Genomic DNA, 21,808 nt, shown 5'->3' with positions numbered 1-21,808 from the left:
ATGGCCGTGAAAGGGCTGCCATGCTGCGCATAAATCTGCTGCTGCTGCTGGCCGTGATGATGAGCGCCCTTTTTCTGGTGGGAACTCAGTACGAGTCGCGAAAACTGTTTACCGAGCTGGATCGTGCGGAGAATGAGTCGCGCCGTCTGGCCACCGATCAGCAGCGCCTGCAGGTGGAAAAACGCGCCCAGGCCACGCCTCAGCGCATTGAAACGCTGGCACGTGAAAAGCTGCAGATGCGTCCCGCATCGCCTGCCATCACCCAGTATGTGCAGGAAGGAAGCACTGCGGGAGCTGCGCAATGACGCGTAGCGTGCTCTACACCACCAGCCCGCTGCTGGCGTCCAAGACGCCGTTGTGGCGCAGCAAGTTCATCGTGGCTGCTCTGGCCCTGGGCTTTGTGGGGCTGGGTGCGCGTGCGGCCTATGTCCAGGTGTTCGGCAACGACTTCTTCAAGCGACAGGGCCTGGTGCGCTTTGCGCGCACCCTGGAACTGCCTGCCAACCGCGGTCGGCTGCTGGATCGCAATGGGCTGATCCTGGCCTCCAGCGTGCCTGCAGCCAGTATCTGGGCCATCCCTGAAGACGTGGATCTCAAGGACCCGGAAGTCCAGCAAAAGCTCAAGCAGGTGGCCCAGCTCATGGAGATGCCGCTGCCAGCGCTGCTGGCCAAGCTTGGCGACGAGGACAAGACCTTTGTCTGGGTCAAGCGCCAGCTGGACTGGAATGTCGGCCAGCAGATCGTGGCCCTCAATATCAAGGGCATCTACAACCGCAAGGAATACAAGCGCCAGTATCCCGAGGGCGAGTCTGCCGCACACATCGTGGGCTTCACCAATGTGGAAGACCATGGTCAGGAGGGTATGGAGCTGGCCTTCGACAAGGAGCTGGCCGGCAAGCCCGGTTCGCGCCGCGTGATCAAGGACCGCCTGGGCCGTGTGGTCGAAGGTGTAGGCGACGAAGTACCACCGCAGGATGGCAAGGACATCCAGCTGTCCATCGACAGCAAGGTTCAGTACTACGCCTACCAGAAACTCAAGCAGCAGGTCGAGATCAGCAAGGCCAAGGCGGGCAGCGTGGTGGTGATGGATGCCCATACGGGCGAGTTGCTGGCACTGGCCAACTACCCCAGCTATGACCCCGGCCACCGCAAGAATCTGACGGGCGAGCAGCTGCGCAACCGCGCGCTGACCGATACCTTCGAGCCGGGCTCGACCATGAAGCCCATCACCATCGCGACGGCGCTGGAGCTCAAGCGGGTCAAGCCTTCGACCATCATCGATACCGCGCCCGGCCGCTACACGGTCACGGGCTCCACCATCACCGATACGCACAACTACGGTTCGCTGACGGTGGAGGGCGTGATCCAGAAGTCCAGCAACGTGGGCGCAACCAAGGTTGCGCAAAAGCTCACCCCTCAGGAGATGTGGGAGTACTTCAGCGCGCTGGGCTTTGGCCAGAAGCCGCAGATCCAGTTCCCTGGCGCGGTTTCGGGCCGTCTGCGCGCCTGGAAGACCTGGAAGCCCATCGAACAGGCCACCATGTCCTATGGCTATGGCCTGTCGGCCTCGCTGTTCCAGATGGCGCGCTCGTACACCGTGTTCTCCAACGATGGCAATGTCATCCCGTCCACCATCCTGAAAACCACGGAGCCTCCGGTCGGTGTGCGCGTGATCTCCAAGGAAAATGCCGCTGCCGTGCTGCACATGCTGCGCCTGGCTGCAGGCCCTGGCGGTACGGGACAGAAGGCCCAGGCCGAGGGTTACACCATTGGCGGCAAGTCGGGTACGGCCCGCAAGCAGGTGGGCCGTCACTATGCGGCAGGCAAATACCGCGCCTGGTTCACCGGCATCGCTCCCATCGACAAGCCTCGCATCATCGTGGCCGTGATGGTGGACGAACCCTCTGCCGGCTCCTATTACGGCGGTACGGTGGCGGGGCCTGTGTTTGCCGACGTGGTTCAGCAGACCCTGCGTTTCATGGGCGTTCAGCCCGACAAGGAAGTCAAACCTCTGATCGTGGCCACACCACCTGAGGAGCCTGTGCTATGAGCACCTCTATCCAGACATTGAACAGCGCAGCCGAGGCCGTGGCCTGGCTGCGCGCACGCGTGCAGGGCGACCTGCAAACCGATAGCCGCAAGGTCAAGGCGGGCGATGCCTTCATCGCCTGGCCCGGCGCCGCCACCGATGGCCGCGCCTATGTGACCAAGGCACTGGAGCAGGGCGCGGCCGCCGTACTGGTCGAGGCCGAAGGTCTGGACGCTTTTGCTTTGAATAGTGACAAGGTCGCCGCCCTCAAGGGGCTGAAGGCCGCCACGGGTCTGATTGCCGATCAGTGGTTTGCTCACCCGAGCGGCGAGATCGAGGTGCTGGCGGTAACCGGCACCAATGGCAAGACCACCACCGCCTGGTGGCTGGCGCACGCGCTATCGAAAGTGAAGCTGAACGCGCGCACAGGCTGTGCGTTGGTGGGTACTTTGGGTGTGGGCGTACCGCCTGCGCTGGAGTCCACCGGCATGACCACACCGGATCCGGTGCTGCTGCAGCGCGTGTTCCGCAGCTATGCCGACCAGGGGCTGGCCGCTTGCGCGATCGAGGCGTCATCCATCGGCATCGTCGAGCACCGGCTGGATGGTACGAAGATTCGCGTGGCCTTGTTCACCAACTTCACCCAGGACCATCTGGACTACCACGGCAGCATGGATGCCTACTGGCAAGCCAAGGCCCAGCTGTTCGACTGGCCCGGTCTGCAGACCGCGGTGGTCAATATCGATGACGCGCATGGCGCCAAGCTTTGGGCCAAGCTGCAAGCCAAGTCTCTGGATGTCTGGAGTGTCTCCATCCAAGGTCCTGCACGCTTGCAGGCCAAGGACATCGGTCTGGGCGAGCAGGGGCTGAGCTTTACCGTGCTGGAGGCCGGTCACAGCCTGCGCATGAATACGCGCCTGGTCGGCCAGTACAACGTCTCCAACCTGCTGGGCGTGCTGGCGGCTTTGCGTAGCCTGGGACTGACGCTGGATGAGGCCGTGGCGGCCTGTGCCGACCTCGAACCCGTGCCCGGCCGCATGCAGCAGATCGTCAAGCCCGAGCTGCCACTGGTGGCTGTGGACTATGCACACACGCCCGATGCACTCGAAAAAGCGCTGCGCGCGCTGCAGCCTGCTGCCCAGCAGCGCGGCGGCAAGCTGTGGTGCGTGTTCGGCTGTGGCGGTGACCGCGACAACAGCAAGCGTCCGTTGATGGGGCAGGCGGCCCAGACCCATGCAGATTGCGTGTTTGTCACCAGCGACAACCCGCGCAGCGAAGTCCCCGAAAGCATCATCGGCCAGATTCTGGCCGGCATGAAAACGGGCCAGGCCTTGCATGTCCAGGTCGACCGCGCGGCGGCCATCGCCGAAGCCATTGCCCATGCCGATACGCGTGATGTGGTGCTGATCGCCGGCAAGGGGCATGAGGATTATCAGGAGACGAAGGGCGTGCGCCATCCGTTCTCCGACATGGCCGAAGCGCAGAAGGCGCTGGCGGCCCGCGAAGGAAAGAAGCGGTCATGATGACCTTGCAAAAAGCGCTGGAGCTAATCCAGACGCATATCCCCCAAGCCCGCTTGGTCGGCGATGGCCAGACCCTGCTGGCGCGCGTGCACACCGACACGCGGACGCTGCAGGCCGGGGATTTGTTCGTGGCCCTCAAGGGCGAGCGTTTCGACGCCCATGATTTTCTGTCCCAGGCCAAGGCTGCCGGCGCGGTGGCCGCACTGGCGTCGCACGGCCTGGCCGAGGCCGGCCTGTCCGGCATCGAGGTGCCCGACAGCCTGCAGGCTCTGGGCGCCCTGGCCCGTGCCTGGCGCGCGCAGTTTGATCTGCCACTGATTGCCGTGACCGGCAGCAATGGCAAGACCACGGTCACGCAGATGATTGCGTCCATTCTGCGCAGCCATGCCGGTGATGCGGCTCTGGCCACGCGCGGCAATTTCAACAACTCCATCGGCATGCCGCTCAATCTGCTGCGCATGACGGCCGAGCACCGCATTGCCGTGCTGGAAATGGGCATGAACCACCCGGGCGAGATCGCCGAGCTGGCAGCCATTGCCCAGCCTACGGTGGCCTTGGTCAACAACGCCCAGCGCGAGCACCAGGAATTCATGGGCACAGTGGAAGCCGTGGCACGGGAGAACGGCTCGGTGCTGGAGTTTTTGCCTAGGGACGGCGTGGCCATCTTCCCTGCTGGCGATGAATACACACCGCTGTGGACGGCGTTGGCCGATGGCCGTAGCTGCCTGATGTTCGGCGAGCAGGCCGATGGCGCCCAGGTCTATGCCAGCGATGTGCACTGGGAGCAGGGCGCATGGAGCCTGCAACTGCATACCCCCCAAGGTCAGGCAGCTGCGCAACTGCATATCGCCGGTCGCCACAACGTGCGCAATGCACTGGCCGCTGCGGTCTGCGCCCATGCCGCTGGCGTTCCGCTGGGCGCGATTGCTCTGGGTCTGTCGGGCTTCGAGCCTGTGACTGGCCGCTCGCGCGCGCTGGCTGTACAGATCAATGGCCGGAGCGTCACCGTGGTCGATGACACCTATAACGCCAATCCCGATTCCGTGGCTGCCGCCATTGCCGTGCTGGCCGAGCTGCCCGCGCCGCAGCTGCTGGTGCTGGGCGATATGGGCGAGGTGGGCGATAACGGCCCGCAGTTCCATGCCGAGGCCGGTGCATTGGCCAGGCAGGCCGGGATTGCGCATTTCTTTGCTCTGGGCGAGCAGAGCATGTCAGCAACCTCTGCCTTTGGCAGCGGTGCTCAGCATTTTGATAGCATGCAGGCCCTTCAACAGGCCGCTTGCGAAGTTTTACCCAAGGTAGGTAGCGTGTTGGTCAAGGGTTCGCGGTTCATGAAGATGGAGCAAGTGGTGCAGGCAATGCAAGCCTGTGCAGACGAGAAGCAGGGCAACTGCGGGGAGGCCGCATGCTGCTGATGCTGGCTCAATGGCTGCAGAGCATTTCGCCGGAATTCGGTTTCCTGCGCGTGTTCCAGTACCTGACGCTGCGCGCCGTGCTGGCCGCCGTGACCGCCTTGCTGATCGGTCTGTGGATAGGTCCCAAGGCCATCCGCATGTTGACGGCCCTCAAGATCGGCCAGCCCGTGCGCGGCTACGCCATGGAGACCCATCTGGTCAAAAGCGGCACGCCCACCATGGGCGGCGTGCTGATTCTGTTCTCGATTGCCGTGTCCACCTTGCTGTGGTTCGACCTGTCCAACCGCTTTGTCTGGATCGTGCTGCTGGTCACGCTGGGCTTTGGCGCCATTGGCTGGGTGGACGACTGGCGCAAGGTCGTCAACAAGGACCCCGAGGGCATGCGCTCGGGCGAGAAGTATTTCTGGCAGTCGGTGATCGGCCTGCTGGCCGCGCTGTATCTGGTGTTCTGCATTTCCGAGAACAACAACGCCGAGGTGTTCGCGCTGTTCATCTCCTGGGTGCAGTCGGGCTTTTCCATGGACCTGCCGCCCAAGGCCGGCCTGATGGTGCCCTTCTTCAAGGAAGTCAGCTATCCGCTGGGCGTGCTGGGCTTTATCGTCATGACCTATCTGGTCATTGTGGGCGCCAGCAATGCGGTGAACCTGACCGACGGCCTCGATGGCCTGGCCATCATGCCGGTCATCATGGTGGGCACGGCCCTGGGCATTTTTGCCTATGTGACGGGCAATGCCACCTACGCCAAATACCTGCTTTTCCCCAGCATTCCCGGCACGGGCGAGCTGATGGTGTTCTGCGGCGCCATGGCCGGTGCCGGTCTGGCCTTTCTCTGGTTTAACGCTCACCCCGCGCAAGTTTTCATGGGCGATGTGGGCGCGCTGGCTCTGGGCGCAGCCCTGGGCACGATCGCCGTGATCGTGCGCCAGGAAATCGTGCTGGCCGTGATGGGCGGCATCTTCGTGGCCGAGGCCATTTCGGTGATGCTGCAGGTGACTTACTTCAAGTACACCAAGAAGCGCTATGGCGAAGGCCGCCGTCTGCTGAAGATGGCCCCGCTGCATCACCACTTTGAAAAGAGCGGCTGGAAGGAAACCCAGGTCGTGATCCGTTTCTGGATCATTACCATGCTGCTGTGCCTGCTGGGTCTGTCGACCCTGAAGCTGAGGTGATTGCCATGCAAGACGAAGACCTCACGCTCGACCATCAGCTGCCTGCCCAGCAGTTGGAAGCTGCTATGCAAATGCAAGCGGTTGACGCTGATGCGGTGACCATTGCAGATGAATTTCCTTCTGAAGTCATTGAACAGCGTGCGGCAGAAGCTACGGAAGTTGAAGTACAGACACCAAGGTCCGACGCTGCTCCAGCCTCGGTTGCAGTGCTGGCCCAGGCGCTGGGGGCCGAGCCGCCGATTCCTGATATTTCCACCTTGACGGCAGCCAGGGATGCGGCTGCCTTTGTGGCGCAGATTTTTGCCGACCCCAGCGTTTCCGATGCCGCAGATGCCGAGGTCACTACCGTCGAGCAGCAGCCCGAAGCCGTTGAAGAGACGGTGGTGGAGCTGCCTCCCGTGCCCGTGTACTGGCCTCAGGGCGCGGCCCAGCATCTGCAGGGTCAGCGTGTGCTGATCCTGGGTCTGGGTATTTCGGGTATTGCCATGGCTCGCTGGTGCGTGCGAGCCGGTGCCGAGGTCACAGTGGCAGATACACGTGAAGCGCCGCCCTTCCTGCCTGCTCTGCAGGCCGAGCTGCCCGGCGTGCGCTTTGTCGCCGGCGGGTTCACGGGGGCTCTGGTCGATGGTCAAAACCTGAGCTCCGTCTATCGCTCACCGGGCCTGAGCCCGGCCAGCGTGGCGCCGGTCTTTCATGCCGCGCGCAGCATCGGCCTGCCCACTGGCGGCGAGCTGGATCTGTTTGCGTTTGCGCTCAAGGGTTTGCGCGAAGCCCATGGCTATGCCCCCAAGGTGCTGGGCATCACCGGCACTAATGGCAAGACCACGGTCACCTCGCTGACCGGCCAGTTGCTTGAGCATGCGGGCATGACCGTGGGTGTGGCCGGCAATATCGGCCCGTCGCTGCTCGATACCTTGTCCGAGCGCATCGATGCCGAGACGCTGCCCCAGGCCTGGGTGTTGGAGCTGTCCAGCTTCCAGCTCGACGACTGCCATGACTTCGAGCCCACGGCGGCCACGGTGCTCAATATCACCCAGGACCATCTGGACTGGCATGGCGGCATGCAGGCCTATGCGGCGGCCAAGGCCCATGTGTTTGGCGAGCAGGGCCTGATGGTGCTCAACCGCGAAGACCCCGTCGTCATGGCCATGCTGCCCGCGCCGGTGCCTGTGCCCGGCAAGCGCGGCAAGACCTTCCAGCGTGCATACATCACCTTTGGCGGTGACATGCCGCGCCGTCCGGGCGACTTCGGCCTGGAGGTCGTCAACGGCATGACCTGGCTGGTGCGCGCCCATGAGGCCGACGAAACCAGCAAGGGCAAGAACGCCGACGATCTGCATATCGTGCGCCTGATGCCCGCCGATGCGCTGCGCATCCGCGGCCGCCACAACGCCATCAATGCACTGTCGGCGCTGGCGCTGGCCACCGGTGCCGGATGCACGCTGGCTCCGCTGCTCTACGGCCTGCGCGAATATCGGGGCGAGCCGCACCGCGTGCAGCCCGTGGGCCGCGTTAGCGACGTTGAATACTTTGACGACAGCAAGGGCACAAATGTGGGCGCCACCGTGGCTGCCCTCATGGGCCTGGGGCCCGATCACCGCATCGTGGTGATCCTGGGCGGTCTGGGCAAGGGGCAGGACTTTGCCCCTCTGGCCGCTCCCGTCTCGCGCTATGTGCGCGCGGCCGTGCTGATCGGCCAGGATGCACCGCAGATCCGCGAAGCGCTGGCCGACACTGGCGTGAAGCTGGCCGATGCCGCCAGCATGCAGGAGGCCGTGCAGCAGGCCGCGCGTCTGGCCCATGCCAATGATGCCGTGCTGCTCTCGCCCGCCTGCGCGAGCATGGATATGTTCAAGGACTATGCGGACCGTGCCCACCAGTTTGTGGAAGCGGTGCGTGAGCTGGCGCTGGACGCCGGCCAGCAACTGGAGGACGGTGCATGACTGCCGCCTTCCTGACCAGCCTCTCCGGCCGCATGCGCTCGTGGTTTCGCAGCGCAGAGGACAAGCCCATAGACGTGCTTCCCGTGCGCGTGGGCGGGCCGCAGTACGACCGTCCCACCCGCACTCCGGCCAGCGTGCTGGGCCTGGATCAGGCGCTGATCTGGGTGGTGATCGGCTTGCTGGCCTGGAGTCTGGTCATGGTGTATTCGGCATCGATTGCGATGCCGGACAACCCGCGCTTCGGCAAGATCGAGCCCTATCACTTCCTGCTGCGCCACAGCATGTCCATTGGCATGGCTTTTGTGGCGGCGCTGCTGGCCTTCCAGGTGCCCATGAATGTCTGGGAAAAGGTGGCGCGCAAGCTGTTCGTGGTTTCCATCGTGCTGCTGGTGGCCGTGCTGATTCCGCATGTGGGCACGGTGGTCAATGGCGCGCGGCGCTGGTTGTCGCTGGGCATCATGAACTTCCAGCCGTCCGAGCTGGCCAAGTTTTCCATCCTCATCTATGCGGCCGATTACATGGTGCGCAAGATGGAAGTCAAGGAGCGCTTCTTCCGCGCCGTGCTGCCCATGGGCCTGGCCGTGGTGGTGGTCGGTGTGCTGCTGCTGGCCGAGCCCGATATGGGGGCCTTCATGGTGATCGTGGTGATCTCCATGGGCATTCTGTTCCTGGGCGGCGTGAATGCTCGCATGTTCTTCATCATCGCGCTGCTGGTGGTGCTGGCCTTTGCGATGATCATTGCGACCTCCGAATGGCGCCGTGAACGTATCTTTGCCTATCTCGACCCCTGGGATGAAAAGCATGCGCTGGGCAAGGGCTACCAGCTCTCGCACGCACTGATTGCCATCGGCCGGGGCGAGATCTTCGGCGTAGGCCTGGGCCGCAGCGTGGAAAAGCTTCACTGGCTGCCCGAGGCGCACACCGACTTCCTGCTGGCCGTGATCGGCGAGGAGTTCGGCCTGCTCGGGTTGCTGCTGATTGCGGTCGTCTTCTTCTGGCTGACCCGCCGCATCATGCTGATCGGCCGTCAGGCCATCGCACTGGACCGGGTCTTTGCCGGGCTAGTGGCCGAGGGCGTGGCCATCTGGATGGGCTTCCAGGCCTTCATCAATATGGGGGTGAACCTGGGCGCTTTGCCAACCAAAGGCCTGACCTTGCCGTTGATGAGTTTTGGCGGTTCGGCCATTTTGATGAATTTGATTGCGATAGCCGTGGTTCTCAGAGTCGATTACGAAAACAAGCTGTTGATGAAGGGAGGTCACGCATGACGCTTCCCGTTCAACAAAACAAGCAGCGCACCGCATTGGTGATGGCCGGAGGTACCGGTGGCCATATCTTCCCGGGCCTTGCCGTGGCGCAGGAGTTGCGTGCGCGTGGCTGGAATGTGCACTGGCTGGGTGCGCCGGGCTCCATGGAGTCGCGCATCGTGCCGCCGCAAGGCTTTGCGCTGGAGACCATAGAGTTCGGCGGCGTGCGCGGCAAGGGCGTCAAGACCCTGCTGCAGCTGCCGTTCAAGCTGGCCAAGGCCTTCTCTCAGGCGCGTGCCGTGATGAAGCGTGTGCAGCCTGATGTGGTGATAGGTCTCGGTGGCTATCTCACGGTGCCCGGAGGGCTGATGGCTGCGATGTCTGGCGTGCCCGTGGTGCTGCACGAGCAGAACTCCGTGGCCGGCATGGCCAACAAGGTGGTGGCCAAAATTGCAAGGCGCGTGTTCACGGCGTTTCCGAATGTATTTGCCAAGGGCGAGTGGGTGGGCAACCCGCTGCGCCAGGCCTTTGTCGATCAGGCAGCTCCGGCGCAGCGCTTTGCCGGCCGCTCAGGCCCGCTCAAGCTTCTGGTGGTTGGCGGCAGCCTCGGAGCCAAGGCGCTCAACGAGATCGTGCCCCAGGCCCTGGCCTTGATCCCCGCAGAGCAGCGGCCCCAGGTCACGCACCAGAGCGGTACGGCCCAGATCGATGCGCTGCGCGCCAACTATCAGGCCGCAGGTGTGCAGGCCGAGCTGACCCCCTTTATCGAAGACACGGCCAAGGCCTTTGCCGATGCCGACATCATCGTCTGCCGCTCGGGCGCCAGCACCGTGACCGAGATCGCTGCCATCGGTGCGGCAGCGGTCTATGTGCCTTTCCCGGCTGCTGTGGACGACCACCAGACGAGCAATGCACGCTTTCTCGTGGATGCAGGTGCAGGTTGGTTACAGCCGCAAAGTACTTTGAGCCCCCAAGGGTTGGCCGAAATGCTACAAAATATGCAGCGTGCGACGCTGCTGGAGCGCGCTGAACTAGCGAAGAAAATGCAAAAAATCGATGCCACTCAAAAGGTGGTTGCCGCTTGTGAGGAGTTGGCCGCATGAAATACGCCATTCATCACATTCATTTTGTCGGCATTGGCGGCGCCGGCATGAGCGGTATTGCAGAGGTTCTGCACAACCTGGGCTACGTGATTTCGGGCTCCGACCTGTCTGACAGTGCCACGCTGCGACGTCTGGCCAGCCTGGGTATCAAGACCTTTGTGGGTCATGCCGCAGACAATATTCTGGGCGCCGAAGCGGTGGTGACATCCACGGCGGTGCAAGGCAGCAACCCCGAGGTGATTGCCGCTCGCGAGAAGAAAATCCCCGTCGTGCCCCGCGCACTGATGCTGGCCGAGCTGATGCGCTTCAAGCAGGGCATTGCCATTGCCGGCGCGCACGGCAAGACCACGACCACCAGCCTGGTGACCAGTGTGCTGGCCGAAGCCGGGCTGGACCCGACCTTCGTGATTGGCGGCAAGCTCAACAGCGCCGGTGCCAATGCCAAGCTGGGTCATGGCGACTACATCGTGGTCGAGGCCGACGAGTCCGATGCTTCGTTTCTGAATCTGCTGCCCGTGATGGCTGTCGTCACCAATATCGACGCCGACCACATGGAAACCTACGGCCATGACTTCGGCCGTCTCAAGCAGGCGTTTGTCGACTTTCTGCACCGCATGCCTTTCTACGGCCGTGCCATCCTGTGCATAGACAGCCCTGCGATCCGCGAAATCCTGCCCCAGGTGGCGCGCCCCGTGACCACTTACGGCTTTGCCGAAGATGCCCAGGTGCGCGCCATCAATGTGCGTGCCGAAGCCGGCCGCATGCGCTTTACCGTCAAGCGCCAGCTGGGCGAGCATGTCTACCCCGATCTTGAGGTAGTGCTGAGCCTGCCGGGCGAGCACAACGTGCTCAACGCACTGTCGGCCGTGGCAGTGGCCATGGAGCTCGAAATCTCCGACGAGGCGCTGCTGCGCGCGCTGGACGGCTTCAAGGGCGTGGGCCGCCGCTTTCAGCGCTATGGCGATCTGCCCGCCAGCCACGGCGGCTCGTTCACCGTCATTGACGACTACGGTCACCACCCCGTGGAAATGGCGGCCACGCTGGCTGCGGCGCGTGGCGCCTTCCCGGGGCAGCGTCTGGTGCTGGCCTTCCAGCCGCACCGCTACAGCCGTACGCGCGACTGCTTTGAGGACTTTGTGAAGGTCATAGGCAATGCCGATTCCGTGCTGCTGACCGAGGTCTATGCGGCGGGCGAAACACCGATCGTCGCCGCCGACGGCCGTTCCCTGGCCCGTGCGCTGCGCGTGGCAGGCAAGGTTGAGCCCGTGTTTGTGGAAGACATCAACGAGCTGCCCGCGGCAATTGCCGCCAATGCACAGGCCGGCGATGTGCTGCTGTGCATGGGCGCGGGCTCTATCGGTTCGGTGTCCGGAAAATTGGTTGAGATGCTCTCGAAAAATGAGCGGGCTGCGCAGAAAGGACAAGCGCAATGAGCGTGTTTGGCACAAATATTGATGTGAAGGCACTGGGCAAGGTTGCCGTGCTCATGGGCGGCACTTCGTCCGAGCGCGAGGTTTCGCTGATGTCGGGCTCGGGCGTGCTGGCCGCGCTGCAGTCCAAGGGCGTGGACGCCCACAAGTTCGATCCGGCAGAGCAAGGCCTGGATCAGCTCAAGGTGCAAGGCTTTGACCGCTGCTTCATCGCACTGCATGGCCGCTATGGTGAGGACGGCACGGTGCAGGGTGCGCTGGAGCTGCTGGGCATTCCCTACACCGGCTCGGGCGTGATGGCTTCCAGCATCGCCATGGACAAGGTCATGACCAAGCGCATCTGGCGCTTTGAAGGCCTGCCCACTCCCGACTGGCGTATGGTCTCGTCGGCCGACGAAACCCGCGCTGCGTTTGAAGCGCTGGGTGCTCCCATGATCGTCAAGCCTGCGCGCGACGGCTCCAGCATCGGCCTGACCAAGGTGATGAATGCCGAGGAATGCGCCAAGGCCTATGAGCTGGCAGCCCAGTACGACCTGGAAGTGCTGTGCGAGCAGTTCATTGCCGGTGACGAAACCACCTGCCCCGTGCTGGGCAGCGGCGCCAGTGCCCGTGCCTTGCCGGTGATTCGCATCGTGGCACCCGAAGGCAACTACGACTATCAGAACAAGTATTTCACCGACACCACGCAATATCACTGCCCGAGCGGGCTGCCCGAGCAGGAAGAGCTGGAGATCCAGCGCATTGTGGAAAAAGCCTTCCGCACCCTGGGCTGCCGTGGCTGGGCGCGTGCCGACATCATGATCCGCGCCAGCGACCGCAAGCCTTTCCTGCTGGAGATCAATACATCGCCGGGCATGACCGGGCATTCTCTCGTCCCCATGGCTGCGCGAGCCTCCGGCGTGAGCTATGAAAACCTGTGCCTGGGCATTCTGGCCAGCAGCGCACTGGATGGAGAAGCGGAGCAGCCATGAACCGCAATCTGCCCACTGCCAACGTCCCGTTCGACGTCAAGCTCATGAACATCACCGCCACGGTGATGTTCATGGGGTGCTTGGCGGCGTGCGTGATGGCCGTGGGCTGGTGGCTGATGCGCACGCCGGCGTTCAACATCGGCCGCATCGTGGTCGAGGGCGAACTGGTGCACAACAACGCCGTGACACTGCGTGCCAATGTGGCGCCGGTGCTCAAGGGCAATTTCTTTACCGTGGATCTGAAGGCGGCACAGCATGCCTTCGAGCAGGTGCCCTGGGTGCATGAGGCGCAGGTGCGCCGCGAGTATCCCAACGGCCTGCGCGTGATCCTCAAGGAACACGCTGCCGAAGCCTTCTGGGGCCCGGATACCGGGACCGGTCTGGTGGACAAGAGCGGTGAAGTGTTTGAAGCCAATCTGGGTGAGCTGGACCGCGAAGGCCTGCCACGTCTGCAGGGGCCTGAGGGATCCGCTCCCCGCGTCTTGCAGATGTACCGGGCACTGGCTCCGGTGCTGGATCCGCTCAAGGTCAGCCTGGACAACCTGACGCTGGATAACCGCGGCAGCTGGGAGATGGTGCTGGACAACGAAGCCATGGTGAAGCTCGGCGGCGGCACCACAGAGGACGTGCTGCAGCGCGTTCAGCGCTTTGTGCGCACCTTGTCCCAGATCACTTCTCAATACAAACGCACGGCCGAGGCTCTGGAGTCCGCCGATCTGCGTTACGACGATGGCTATGCCTTGCGACTCAAGGGCGTGACCACTGGTTCCAGTGCCCCGGCAGCACCTGTGCGGGCAAGAAGATAAAGAGGAACGGGGGAATCACCTATGCAAGGCGCAGATAAAGACAAGACAGAACCTACCGGGGGCGGATGCTGATATGGCAAGAGAATACAAGGATGTGATTGTTGGGCTGGATATCGGCACGGCCAAGGTCATGGCGGTGGTGGCCGAGGTCATGTCCAACGGCGAACTCAAGCTGGCGGGCCTGGGCGTTGCGCCCAGCAACGGCTTGAAGCGCGGCGTGGTCGTCAATATCGATGCCACGGTGCAAAGCATCCAGCAGGCCTTGAAGGAGGCCGAGCTGATGGCCGACTGCAAGATCCAGCGCGTCTGCACGGGCATCACGGGCAGCCATATCCGCGGTCTCAACTCCAGCGGCATGGTGGCCATCAAGGACAAGGAAGTCTCGGCCACCGACATGGCGCGTGTGATGGAGACCGCCAAGGCCATCAATATCTCCTCCGATCAGCGCCTGCTGCTGGTGGAAGCTCAGGAATTCGTGATCGACGGCCAGGAGGTGCGCGAGCCCATCGGCATGAGCGGCATCCGCCTAGAAGCCAAGATCCATATCGTGACCGGTGCGCAGAGCGCGGCCGAGAACATCATCAAGTGCGTGCGCCGCTGCGGTCTGGAAGTGGAGCAGCTGCTGCTGAACCCGCTGGCTGCAGCCCAGGCCGTGCTGACCGATGACGAGCGCGAGCTTGGCGTGGCCGTGGTCGATATCGGCGCGGGCGCGACCGACGTGGCCATCTTCACGGGCGGCGCGATTCGTCACACGGCCGTGATTCCGATCGCCGGTGACCTGATCACCAGCGACATCGCCATGGCCCTGCGCACGCCCACCAAGGACGCCGAGGACATCAAGGTCGAAAGCGGTTATGCCAAGCAGTTGCTGGCCGACCCCGATGCCCAGGTCGAGGTACCGGGCCTGGGCGATCGCAGCCCCCGCATGATCAGCAAGCAGGCCCTGGCCGGCGTGATCGAACCCCGAGTCGAGGAAATCTTCTCGCTGGTGCAGCAGGTGATCCGCGAGTCGGGTTACGAAGAGGTGCTGTCCTCGGGCATCGTGCTCACGGGCGGCAGCGCCGTCATGCCCGGAATGATCGAGCTGGGCGAAGACATCTTCCTCAAGCCCGTGCGCCGTGGCTTGCCCAAGTATTCGGGTGCGCTGGCCGACATGGTCGCCCAGCCTCGTGCCGCCACCGTGATGGGCCTGCTCGATGAAGCGCGCCTGGCACGCATGCGTGGCTACAAAGTGGCCCAGAAGAGCGGCTCCATGAAAACCGCTTTTGGCCGGTTCAAGGACTTTATCGTGGGGAACTTCTGACATGAGCACCTATCGCATGTTCATTACCGGTCCACCCATGATGGACTTCGTGCGTTTCAGACGCCGAAGACCTAGACCGCCCCACGAATCACAGATTTCTTTTCCTCAGCAGCGACTAACCACCACTAAAGAACAGGAGCACCACCATGCCAATTGACATGATTGAAGTTGAAGAGTTCAACCAAGGTACGCAGATCAAGGTGATCGGCGTCGGCGGTGGCGGCGGCAATGCCGTCGACCACATGATTGAACGCAGCGTGCAAGGCGTTGAGTTCATCACCGCCAACACGGACGCGCAGGCTCTGCTGCGCAGCCGTGCTCATCGCACCATTCATCTGGGTGGCAGTGGTCTGGGTGCAGGCAGCAAGCCTGACAAGGGTCGCGAAGCTGCTGAGCTGGCTGTGGAAGACATTCGCGCTGCCATCGAAGGCGCGCACATGCTCTTTATTACGGCCGGCATGGGTGGTGGCACAGGTACGGGCGCATCTCCTGTGATCGCGCGCGTGGCCAAGGAAATGGGCATTCTGACGGTGGGTGTGGTGACCAAGCCTTTCGAATGGGAAGGCGGTCGCCGCATGCAGAACGCTGACGCCGGCCTGTCCGAGCTGGAAGCGAATGTGGACTCGCTGATCGTGGTGCTCAACGAAAAGCTGCTCGATGTGCTGGGTGACGATATCTCCCAGGATGAGGCTTTTGCCCATGCCAACGACGTTCTCAAGAACGCCGTGGGCGGCATTGCCGAAATCATCAACGAGTACGGCCATGTGAACGTCGACTTTGAAGACGTGCGCACCGTGATGGGCGAGCCCGGCAAGGCCATGATGGGCACGGCCAAGGCCGCAGGTCCCGACCGCGCTCGCATCGCTGCCGAGCAGGCCGTGGCCTGCCCGCTGCTGGAAGGCATCGACCTGTCCGGCGCCAAGGGCGTTCTGGTGCTGGTGACGGCCGCCAAGGGCAGCCTGAAGCTGTCCGAATCGCGTCTGGCCATGTCCACCATCAATGCCTACGCTTCGCCCGATGCGCATGTGATCTACGGCGCCGCCTACGACGACTCGCTGGGTGATGAAATCCGCGTGACCGTGGTGGCTACAGGCCTGTCGCGTCCCAACGCTCGTCGCCAGAACATCCAGGTGGTGCAAGGCGGTCTGCGTACCGGTACCGACAACGTGGCTGTGGGCCTGCCTCCCCTGGGCGGCATGGACTACGGCACGGCCAACACCAATGTGCCCAGCGTCTGGCGCACCAACCGCACCCAGGCTTCGGAGCGCGTGAGCGCACTGGCGTCTGGCGGTATGGACGACGTGGAGATCCCGGCGTTCCTGAGAAAACAAGCCGACTGATTGTCGGCCACCCCCTGAGGCGCTTTGCGCCTTCCCCTCTCTCGCTTCGCGGGAGGGGGACGATGCCTTCGCTGCGAGGGCGGCTCTTGCTCGGCATCCCTGGTATTGGGGGCGCCAGTATCGAAGCGGTCAGCCGCAAAGCCCTCTGGTGCGTTAAGTACTGAGGCCTTCATCAGTTCGCTGTATCGCAGCGATTAAGACAACCCTGGGTGGGCTGGCGCCTTCTCGGGGTTGTCCCATTTAAAATACAGAGATGCTTCAGCAACGCACCATCAAGACCATTTCCCGTGCCGTAGGCGTGGGTCTGCACAGCGGCCAGCGTGTCGAGCTGACGTTGCGTCCTGCCCAGCCTGATACCGGCATCGTGTTCCGTCGGGTGGATTTGCCTGAGCCTGTGGATATTCCCATCTCCGCCGAGGCCGTGACCGATACGCGCATGGCGTCCACCATAGGCACGGGCGGTGCCAAGGTGCATACGGTCGAGCATCTGATGTCGGCCATTGCGGGCCTGGGTATAGACAACCTCTACGTGGACATCACGGCCGAAGAGGTGCCGATTCTCGATGGCTCCTCGTCCTCGTTCGTGTTTCTGCTGCAAAGCGCCGGCATCGAGCTGCAGAAGGCGCCCAAGCGCTTTATCCGTATCAAGAGCCCTGTGGAAGTGCGCGAAGGCGAGGGCCAGAATCTCAAATGGGCGCGCTTCGATCCCTATCACGGTTTCAAGCTGCGCTTTGAAATCGACTTCGCTCACCCCGCCGTGGATTCGACTGGCCAATGCGTGGAGTTCGACATGGGGCTGGACAACTACACACGCGATATTGCACGCGCCCGCACCTTTGGCTTTACCAAGGATGTGGAGATGCTGCGCAACAATGGCCTGGCGCTGGGCGGCGGGCTGGACAACGCCATCGTCATGGACGACTACAAGGTCCTCAACAGCGACGGTCTGCGTTATGACGACGAGTTTGCCAAGCACAAGATCCTCGATGCGATCGGTGACCTGTACCTGATCGGCAAGCCCATTCTCGGTGCCTACAGCGCGTTTCGCTCGGGCCACGGCCTCAACAACAAGCTGCTGCGCGCCATGATGGAGCAGCCCGAGACCTGGGAGATCATGACCTTCGAGAGCGAGCGTCAGGCGCCCCAGGGTTTTGCCATGCCCGCGCAGGCATGGTGAGCAGGGCGATATGCTGATCTTTCGCTGGCTGGCGACCCTGCTGATCCTGGCGTCTGCCCTGAGCTTTGCCTTCTATCTGGGAACTGGCAAGGCGCAATACAAACGCTTTGGCTTTCTGCTGTTCAAGTGGACGGTGATTGCAGGTCTGGCCTTTTTTGCCGTGATGTTTGTCGGGCGCATCATCTGAATAGACAGTGGCGCTTTCGCTTGCAGAGCAAGCGCTGAATGCTATGAATTTTCACGAAAATGTAAGCGTGTCTCTGCTTTGTAAAGCGCGGGAAAAACAGGGGTAAAGCAGAGCTGTCCTGCATTGCCTCAGGCTGTATCTGGGTGAACATGCAGTCCATGGCAAGTTTTTCGCCTGCCAGGATTGAAAAGGAGGACATCCCATGACATCTCGCTGGACAACCCGCATTCTTTCCGCTTCCATTGCAGCCTGCATGGGGCTGGGCAGCCTGGCCGCCTATGCCCAGCCAGGCCCGCCTCCGGGCCATGGCAAGAACGATATGCGCCATGGTGGTCATCATGATGACCGTGGTCGTAATGATCATCGCAATGATCGCCGTCATGATTCCCGCTACGACCGCCATGATGGCCACCGCGGCGCCGGCCCCAATCACAACTGGGTGCGTGGCTCGCGTGTGCCGCCGCAGTACCGAGGCTATAACTATGTGGTCAACGACTGGCGCGGACACCGCCTGTCGGCCCCGCCACGTGGCTATCACTGGATTCAGAACGGCAATGACTACCTGCTGGTGGCCATCGCCACGGGCGTGATTGCTTCCTTGGTGCTGGGCAACTATTAAGGCGGTCAGCATGTGACCCAGACAAAAGCCGTGGCATGCCACGGCTTTTTGCACAGGGCGCAGGCTCAGCTCCAACTCAGGGGCAGCAAGCAAAGGCCGCCCTGCGGCGAAGCTGCCGTCCCCCTTTGGGGGAAGCCGCAAAGCGGCTCAGGGGGATTCAATACACTCTTCCGCCCCGATACATGGCGTGCTGCTTGCGGTGCAGATCCGTGGACTTGGCCATCAGATTCATGGCGGCAGAGGCATGCGCATGAGTAATGGCCAGCCCCAGCGCGTCGGCTGCATCGGGGCCGGGCAGGCCGGGCAGTTGCAGCAGACGTTTGACCATTTCCTGGATCTGGTTCTTGGCCGCGCGGCCATGGCCGACCACGGCTTTTTTCATCTGCAGCGCGGTGTACTCGGAAACCGTGAGATTGGCATTGACCAGGGCCGTCAGTGCCGCACCCCGGGCCTGCCCCAGCAGCAGGGTGGACTGGGGGTTGACGTTGACAAAGACGATCTCCACCGATGCCACCTCGGGCTGGTAGCGGGCCGCGACTTCGGAGATGCCGTCAAACAGCACCTTGAGGCGACCGGGCAGGTCGCCCAGCTCCATCTTGTGGGTGCGGATGGTGCCGCTGGCCACATAGGACAGCCGTTGACCGTCCATGTCGATGACGCCAAAGCCCGTGGTCTGCAGGCCGGGGTCGATTCCTAGAATGCGCATGGCTGTGGATTATCCACGCCTATGCAGGGATGCCATGGCCGGAAGTGAGCATGGTCCATGCTTAGGGACGCCGAGCAAGAGCCGCCTCGCGGCGGGGCCGCCCAGGCAAAGCGCCTCAGGGGGGACTAATCATCGGGATGTAGCGTGTGATGGTGCGCGTGCGCACGGCCAAATAGCGCGACTGAGGCATTTTTTCAAAGCGCTTGGGGGCGGGCAGCATGGCTGCCAGCCGGGCGGCTTCACTGGCGCTGAGCTGTGCTGCACTCTTGCGGAAGTAATGCTGGGCGGCGGCCTCGGCGCCAAATATGCCCATGCCCCATTCGACGTTGTTCAGGTAGATCTCCAGAATGCGTTGCTTGTCCAGCATCAGCTCCAGCAACTGGGCCAGCACCAGCTCCTGGCCTTTTCGCAGCATATTGCGCTCGCCCGAGAGCAGCAGATTCTTGGCCAGCTGCTGGGTGATGGTGGAGCCGCCATAGACCTTGGCGGGCTTGCCGCTATTTCCCGCTTTTTCGGCTTGCTCCGCCCTGGCTTCGGCCTTGATATTGCGTTGATAGGCCTTCTGGATGGCATCCCATTGCACGCCATGGTGCTCCATGAAGCCCGCGTCTTCGGAGGCGATCACTGCCCGCGTCAGATTGCCGGAGATGTTTTGGTAATCCACCCACTGCTGGCGCCAGCGCAGGCCGTCCGCACTGTGGGTCAGCTGCCAGGCTTCAGAGCGTTGATATGTGGTCGATTCAGGGCCAACCCATACCATGATTGCGATGCGTGCTACAAAAAACAGCTGCAGCAGCAAGCCAGCGCAAAGCACGAGCAGCAGCAGTCGGCCCAGGGCTTTCATGGTGTGGGTCAATCGCAGTGGGTCAGCGGGCGGCTTCGGCCTGAAGCAGGGCCCGCAGTTCGCTCAGCACCTGGATCGATGGAGGGCGCACGCCACGCCACAGCGCAAAGGATTCTGCGGCCTGTTCGACCAGCATGCCCAGGCCGTCGCGGGCGAGAGCGCCATGGCTGCTGGCCCAGTCCAGAAAATTCTGGGCGGCGGGGCCGTACATCATGTCGTAGGCCAGAGTACGTGCATGCAGCACGCTGGCAGGCGCCGGCACTTCGGCTCCGGCCAGGCTGCTGGCCGTGGCATTGATGACGATGTCGAAATTCTGAGTCGGATCGGCCTCTAGCGCTTGTCTGTCAAGCGCAGATAGCTCTACTTTGTGTAGCGAAGCCATGGCGGCATGCTGCGCGATCAGCGCCACGGCCTTGGCCTGTGTGCGGTTGCTGACGACGATGCGGCGCGGTTGCTGCTCGATCAGCGAACCCAGTGCGCCGGCAGCTGCGCCGCCTGCACCCAGCAGCAGCACATCGCGGCCGGCAATCTGCACGCCGGCGTTGCGGGTGATGTCGGCCACGATGCCCAGACCATCGGTGTTTTCGGCATGGATGCCGCTGGCGCTGAAGACCAGGGTATTGGCTGCACCGGCCAGGCGCACGCGCTCGCTGGCGCTGGTGGCCAGTTCGGCGGCCTGCAACTTGAAGGGCACGGTCACATTGCAACCCTTGCCACCTTGCTCCGCGAAGTCGCGCACGAAGTCGGCAAAACCGTCAAGCGGAACCAGAGCCCGGTCGTAGCGAACGGGCTGGCCCGTCAGTTCGGCAAAGCGCGCATGAATCCAGGGGGAGCGGCTATGGGCAACGGGGTTGCCCATGACGCAGTATGGGTCGGTGCCGGGTTGTCCGGAGTGGGTCGTAGTCATGGCAAAAGCGGTAGATGGGAGGATTGCCGCCAGGCCGCCCCAAGCGGTGCAGCCGGGGTGGACCACCGTGGTGGGCGCCCGGTTGAGGGGCAGCGCTGTGCAGGTTGTGACAAGCGTTGGGCCCTAATGCACGCTGGTTTCCAGCGTCTGCTCGCGGGTGAAGCGGAAGCGCGAAACCACCGCAATCTGGTCGGCCTTGGAACGCATGGCCGGGCCGAAGTGGCCATAGGGACCGGCGGCGCGGGCGATGGCCTCGGCGCGGGTATCGAGCATGCGGTTGCCCGAGCCTTGCACCACCTCGGTAGAGAGCACATGACCGTCATGGTTCACGGTCAGGATCATGACCAGTTCGCCATAGAGCTTCTTGCCCTTGTTTTCGGGGAAGTTCTCCGTGCCCTTGTCCTCGACCTTGCGGCGCAGCGCATCGTAGTAGACGGCGTAGACGGCCTCCTTGGTGGCGGGGCTGATGTAGCGCTTCTTGGGTCTGGCGTTTTCTTCGTTGATGCGCTTTTCGATTTCGGCCAGCATCTTGATGAGCTGTAGCCGCTTTTCTTCCTGCGCTTCCTGGGCCTTGGCATCGGCGGACAGGCGTGGGTCCAGCGGCGGCAGCGAGGCGACCTGCTGGCGCAGCTGGGTCAGCAACTGGTTTTGCTGCTGCTGCATGGCGTCGATCTGGCGCTGCTTTTCCTCAAAGTCATCGCCCACGGCCGTCAGGGCCGAGTAGGGCATGGGGCTGGTGGCCCGGCCCTTGTCGGCATCTCCACCGCCAGCCAGTGCCGTCTGGGCAATGGCCTGGGCCTTGTCCGGCGTCTCATTGGCGCGGGCGTTGACGAGGATGACTTCCAGCGGCGTGTCCTGAAACACGCGCTCAAAGCGCTCCGGGTCCACGAACTTGACGGTCAGCAGCACGGCATGGACGGCGATGGAGACGCCCAGCGCCAGTTGCAGGGTGCTCAGTCGTTGAAGTGAGGTTGGCAGTTTCACGGCAGCGCTAGAACGGAATAAGTGATACGACTTACGCAAATCAGGTTCAGGCAAGAGCTTCGCCTCTGGGCCGCAGTCCTTGGCGCATCCTTGTTTGCGTAAGTC

General features: G+C 62.9%; 20 protein-coding genes. 16 read left to right on the top strand and 4 right to left on the bottom strand.

Annotation, left to right across the window (positions count from 1 at the left end; translation table 11 throughout):
- Positions 1–20: 20 nt before the first annotated feature.
- The 16 genes from ftsL to QMY55_RS20250 all read left to right on the top strand — a co-directional run bounded on the left by ftsL (position 21) and on the right by QMY55_RS20250 (position 18,262).
- On the top strand, positions 21–305 hold the full coding sequence (gene ftsL / locus QMY55_RS20325; protein WP_283485921.1) for a cell division protein FtsL: 285 nt from the start codon (positions 21–23) through the stop codon (positions 303–305).
- Positions 302–2,050: a peptidoglycan D,D-transpeptidase FtsI family protein gene (locus QMY55_RS20320; RefSeq protein WP_283485920.1), complete on the top strand. Its 1,749-nt coding sequence runs from the start codon at positions 302–304 to the stop codon at positions 2,048–2,050. The genes ftsL and QMY55_RS20320 overlap by 4 nt, the downstream gene beginning before the upstream one ends.
- Positions 2,047–3,552 (top strand): UDP-N-acetylmuramoyl-L-alanyl-D-glutamate--2,6-diaminopimelate ligase, encoded by a 1,506-nt coding sequence (locus QMY55_RS20315; protein WP_283485919.1) that lies wholly within the window; start codon positions 2,047–2,049, stop codon positions 3,550–3,552. The genes QMY55_RS20320 and QMY55_RS20315 overlap by 4 nt, the downstream gene beginning before the upstream one ends.
- Positions 3,549–4,967, top strand: a complete 1,419-nt coding sequence (locus QMY55_RS20310; protein ID WP_283485918.1) for a UDP-N-acetylmuramoyl-tripeptide--D-alanyl-D-alanine ligase — start codon at positions 3,549–3,551, stop codon at positions 4,965–4,967. The genes QMY55_RS20315 and QMY55_RS20310 overlap by 4 nt, the downstream gene beginning before the upstream one ends.
- Positions 4,958–6,136, top strand: coding sequence for a phospho-N-acetylmuramoyl-pentapeptide-transferase (gene mraY, locus QMY55_RS20305; protein ID WP_283485917.1), 1,179 nt, complete (start codon positions 4,958–4,960; stop codon positions 6,134–6,136). The genes QMY55_RS20310 and mraY overlap by 10 nt, the downstream gene beginning before the upstream one ends.
- Before the next feature lie 5 nt (positions 6,137–6,141).
- A complete protein-coding gene (gene murD, locus QMY55_RS20300) occupies positions 6,142–8,079 on the top strand; it encodes a UDP-N-acetylmuramoyl-L-alanine--D-glutamate ligase (protein ID WP_283485916.1) in 1,938 nt (645 codons plus the stop codon).
- Positions 8,076–9,347: a putative lipid II flippase FtsW gene (ftsW, locus tag QMY55_RS20295; protein WP_283485915.1), complete on the top strand. Its 1,272-nt coding sequence runs from the start codon at positions 8,076–8,078 to the stop codon at positions 9,345–9,347. The genes murD and ftsW overlap by 4 nt, the downstream gene beginning before the upstream one ends.
- Positions 9,344–10,429 carry an undecaprenyldiphospho-muramoylpentapeptide beta-N-acetylglucosaminyltransferase gene (gene murG, locus QMY55_RS20290; protein ID WP_283485914.1) on the top strand — a complete coding sequence of 362 codons (1,086 nt, stop codon included), beginning with the start codon at positions 9,344–9,346 and terminating at the stop codon, positions 10,427–10,429. Before ftsW ends, murG begins: the two co-directional genes overlap by 4 nt.
- Positions 10,426–11,862, top strand: a complete 1,437-nt coding sequence (gene murC / locus QMY55_RS20285; protein WP_283485913.1) for a UDP-N-acetylmuramate--L-alanine ligase — start codon at positions 10,426–10,428, stop codon at positions 11,860–11,862. The genes murG and murC overlap by 4 nt, the downstream gene beginning before the upstream one ends.
- Complete coding sequence (locus QMY55_RS20280; protein WP_283485912.1) at positions 11,859–12,830, top strand: D-alanine--D-alanine ligase; 972 nt, start codon at positions 11,859–11,861, stop codon at positions 12,828–12,830. Before murC ends, QMY55_RS20280 begins: the two co-directional genes overlap by 4 nt.
- Complete coding sequence (locus tag QMY55_RS20275) at positions 12,827–13,636, top strand: cell division protein FtsQ/DivIB (RefSeq protein WP_283485911.1); 810 nt, start codon at positions 12,827–12,829, stop codon at positions 13,634–13,636. Before QMY55_RS20280 ends, QMY55_RS20275 begins: the two co-directional genes overlap by 4 nt.
- A 73-nt stretch (positions 13,637–13,709) precedes the next feature.
- Positions 13,710–14,939 (top strand): cell division protein FtsA, encoded by a 1,230-nt coding sequence (gene ftsA / locus QMY55_RS20270; RefSeq protein WP_283485910.1) that lies wholly within the window; start codon positions 13,710–13,712, stop codon positions 14,937–14,939.
- Between the two features lie 146 nt (positions 14,940–15,085).
- Positions 15,086–16,279 carry a cell division protein FtsZ gene (ftsZ, locus tag QMY55_RS20265; RefSeq protein WP_283485909.1) on the top strand — a complete coding sequence of 398 codons (1,194 nt, stop codon included), beginning with the start codon at positions 15,086–15,088 and terminating at the stop codon, positions 16,277–16,279.
- 253 nt (positions 16,280–16,532) lie between these two features.
- Positions 16,533–17,456: a UDP-3-O-acyl-N-acetylglucosamine deacetylase gene (lpxC, locus tag QMY55_RS20260; protein WP_283485908.1), complete on the top strand. Its 924-nt coding sequence runs from the start codon at positions 16,533–16,535 to the stop codon at positions 17,454–17,456.
- A gap of 10 nt (positions 17,457–17,466) precedes the next feature.
- Positions 17,467–17,643 carry a hypothetical protein gene (locus QMY55_RS20255; RefSeq protein ID WP_283485907.1) on the top strand — a complete coding sequence of 59 codons (177 nt, stop codon included), beginning with the start codon at positions 17,467–17,469 and terminating at the stop codon, positions 17,641–17,643.
- Between the two features lie 202 nt (positions 17,644–17,845).
- Positions 17,846–18,262, top strand: a complete 417-nt coding sequence (locus QMY55_RS20250) for an RcnB family protein (protein ID WP_283485906.1) — start codon at positions 17,846–17,848, stop codon at positions 18,260–18,262.
- A gap of 157 nt (positions 18,263–18,419) precedes the next feature.
- Here QMY55_RS20250 and ruvC read toward each other — a convergent pair whose 3' ends face one another.
- From ruvC to QMY55_RS20230, 4 genes are all read right to left on the bottom strand, one after another.
- Complete coding sequence (gene ruvC, locus QMY55_RS20245) at positions 18,420–18,968, bottom strand: crossover junction endodeoxyribonuclease RuvC (protein WP_283485905.1); 549 nt, start codon at positions 18,966–18,968, stop codon at positions 18,420–18,422.
- 115 nt (positions 18,969–19,083) lie between these two features.
- Positions 19,084–19,812 (bottom strand): monofunctional biosynthetic peptidoglycan transglycosylase, encoded by a 729-nt coding sequence (gene mtgA, locus QMY55_RS20240; RefSeq protein ID WP_283485904.1) that lies wholly within the window; start codon positions 19,810–19,812, stop codon positions 19,084–19,086.
- A gap of 22 nt (positions 19,813–19,834) precedes the next feature.
- Positions 19,835–20,719, bottom strand: a complete 885-nt coding sequence (gene aroE / locus QMY55_RS20235) for a shikimate dehydrogenase (protein ID WP_283485903.1) — start codon at positions 20,717–20,719, stop codon at positions 19,835–19,837.
- Between the two features lie 123 nt (positions 20,720–20,842).
- Positions 20,843–21,703 carry an energy transducer TonB gene (locus QMY55_RS20230; RefSeq protein ID WP_283485902.1) on the bottom strand — a complete coding sequence of 287 codons (861 nt, stop codon included), beginning with the start codon at positions 21,701–21,703 and terminating at the stop codon, positions 20,843–20,845.
- Between the last annotated feature and the right edge of the window lie 105 nt (positions 21,704–21,808).

This window comes from Comamonas resistens (genome assembly GCF_030064165.1).
Lineage (GTDB): Bacteria > Pseudomonadota > Gammaproteobacteria > Burkholderiales > Burkholderiaceae_C > Comamonas > Comamonas resistens.
This window is presented reverse-complemented; position numbering and strand designations above follow the sequence as displayed.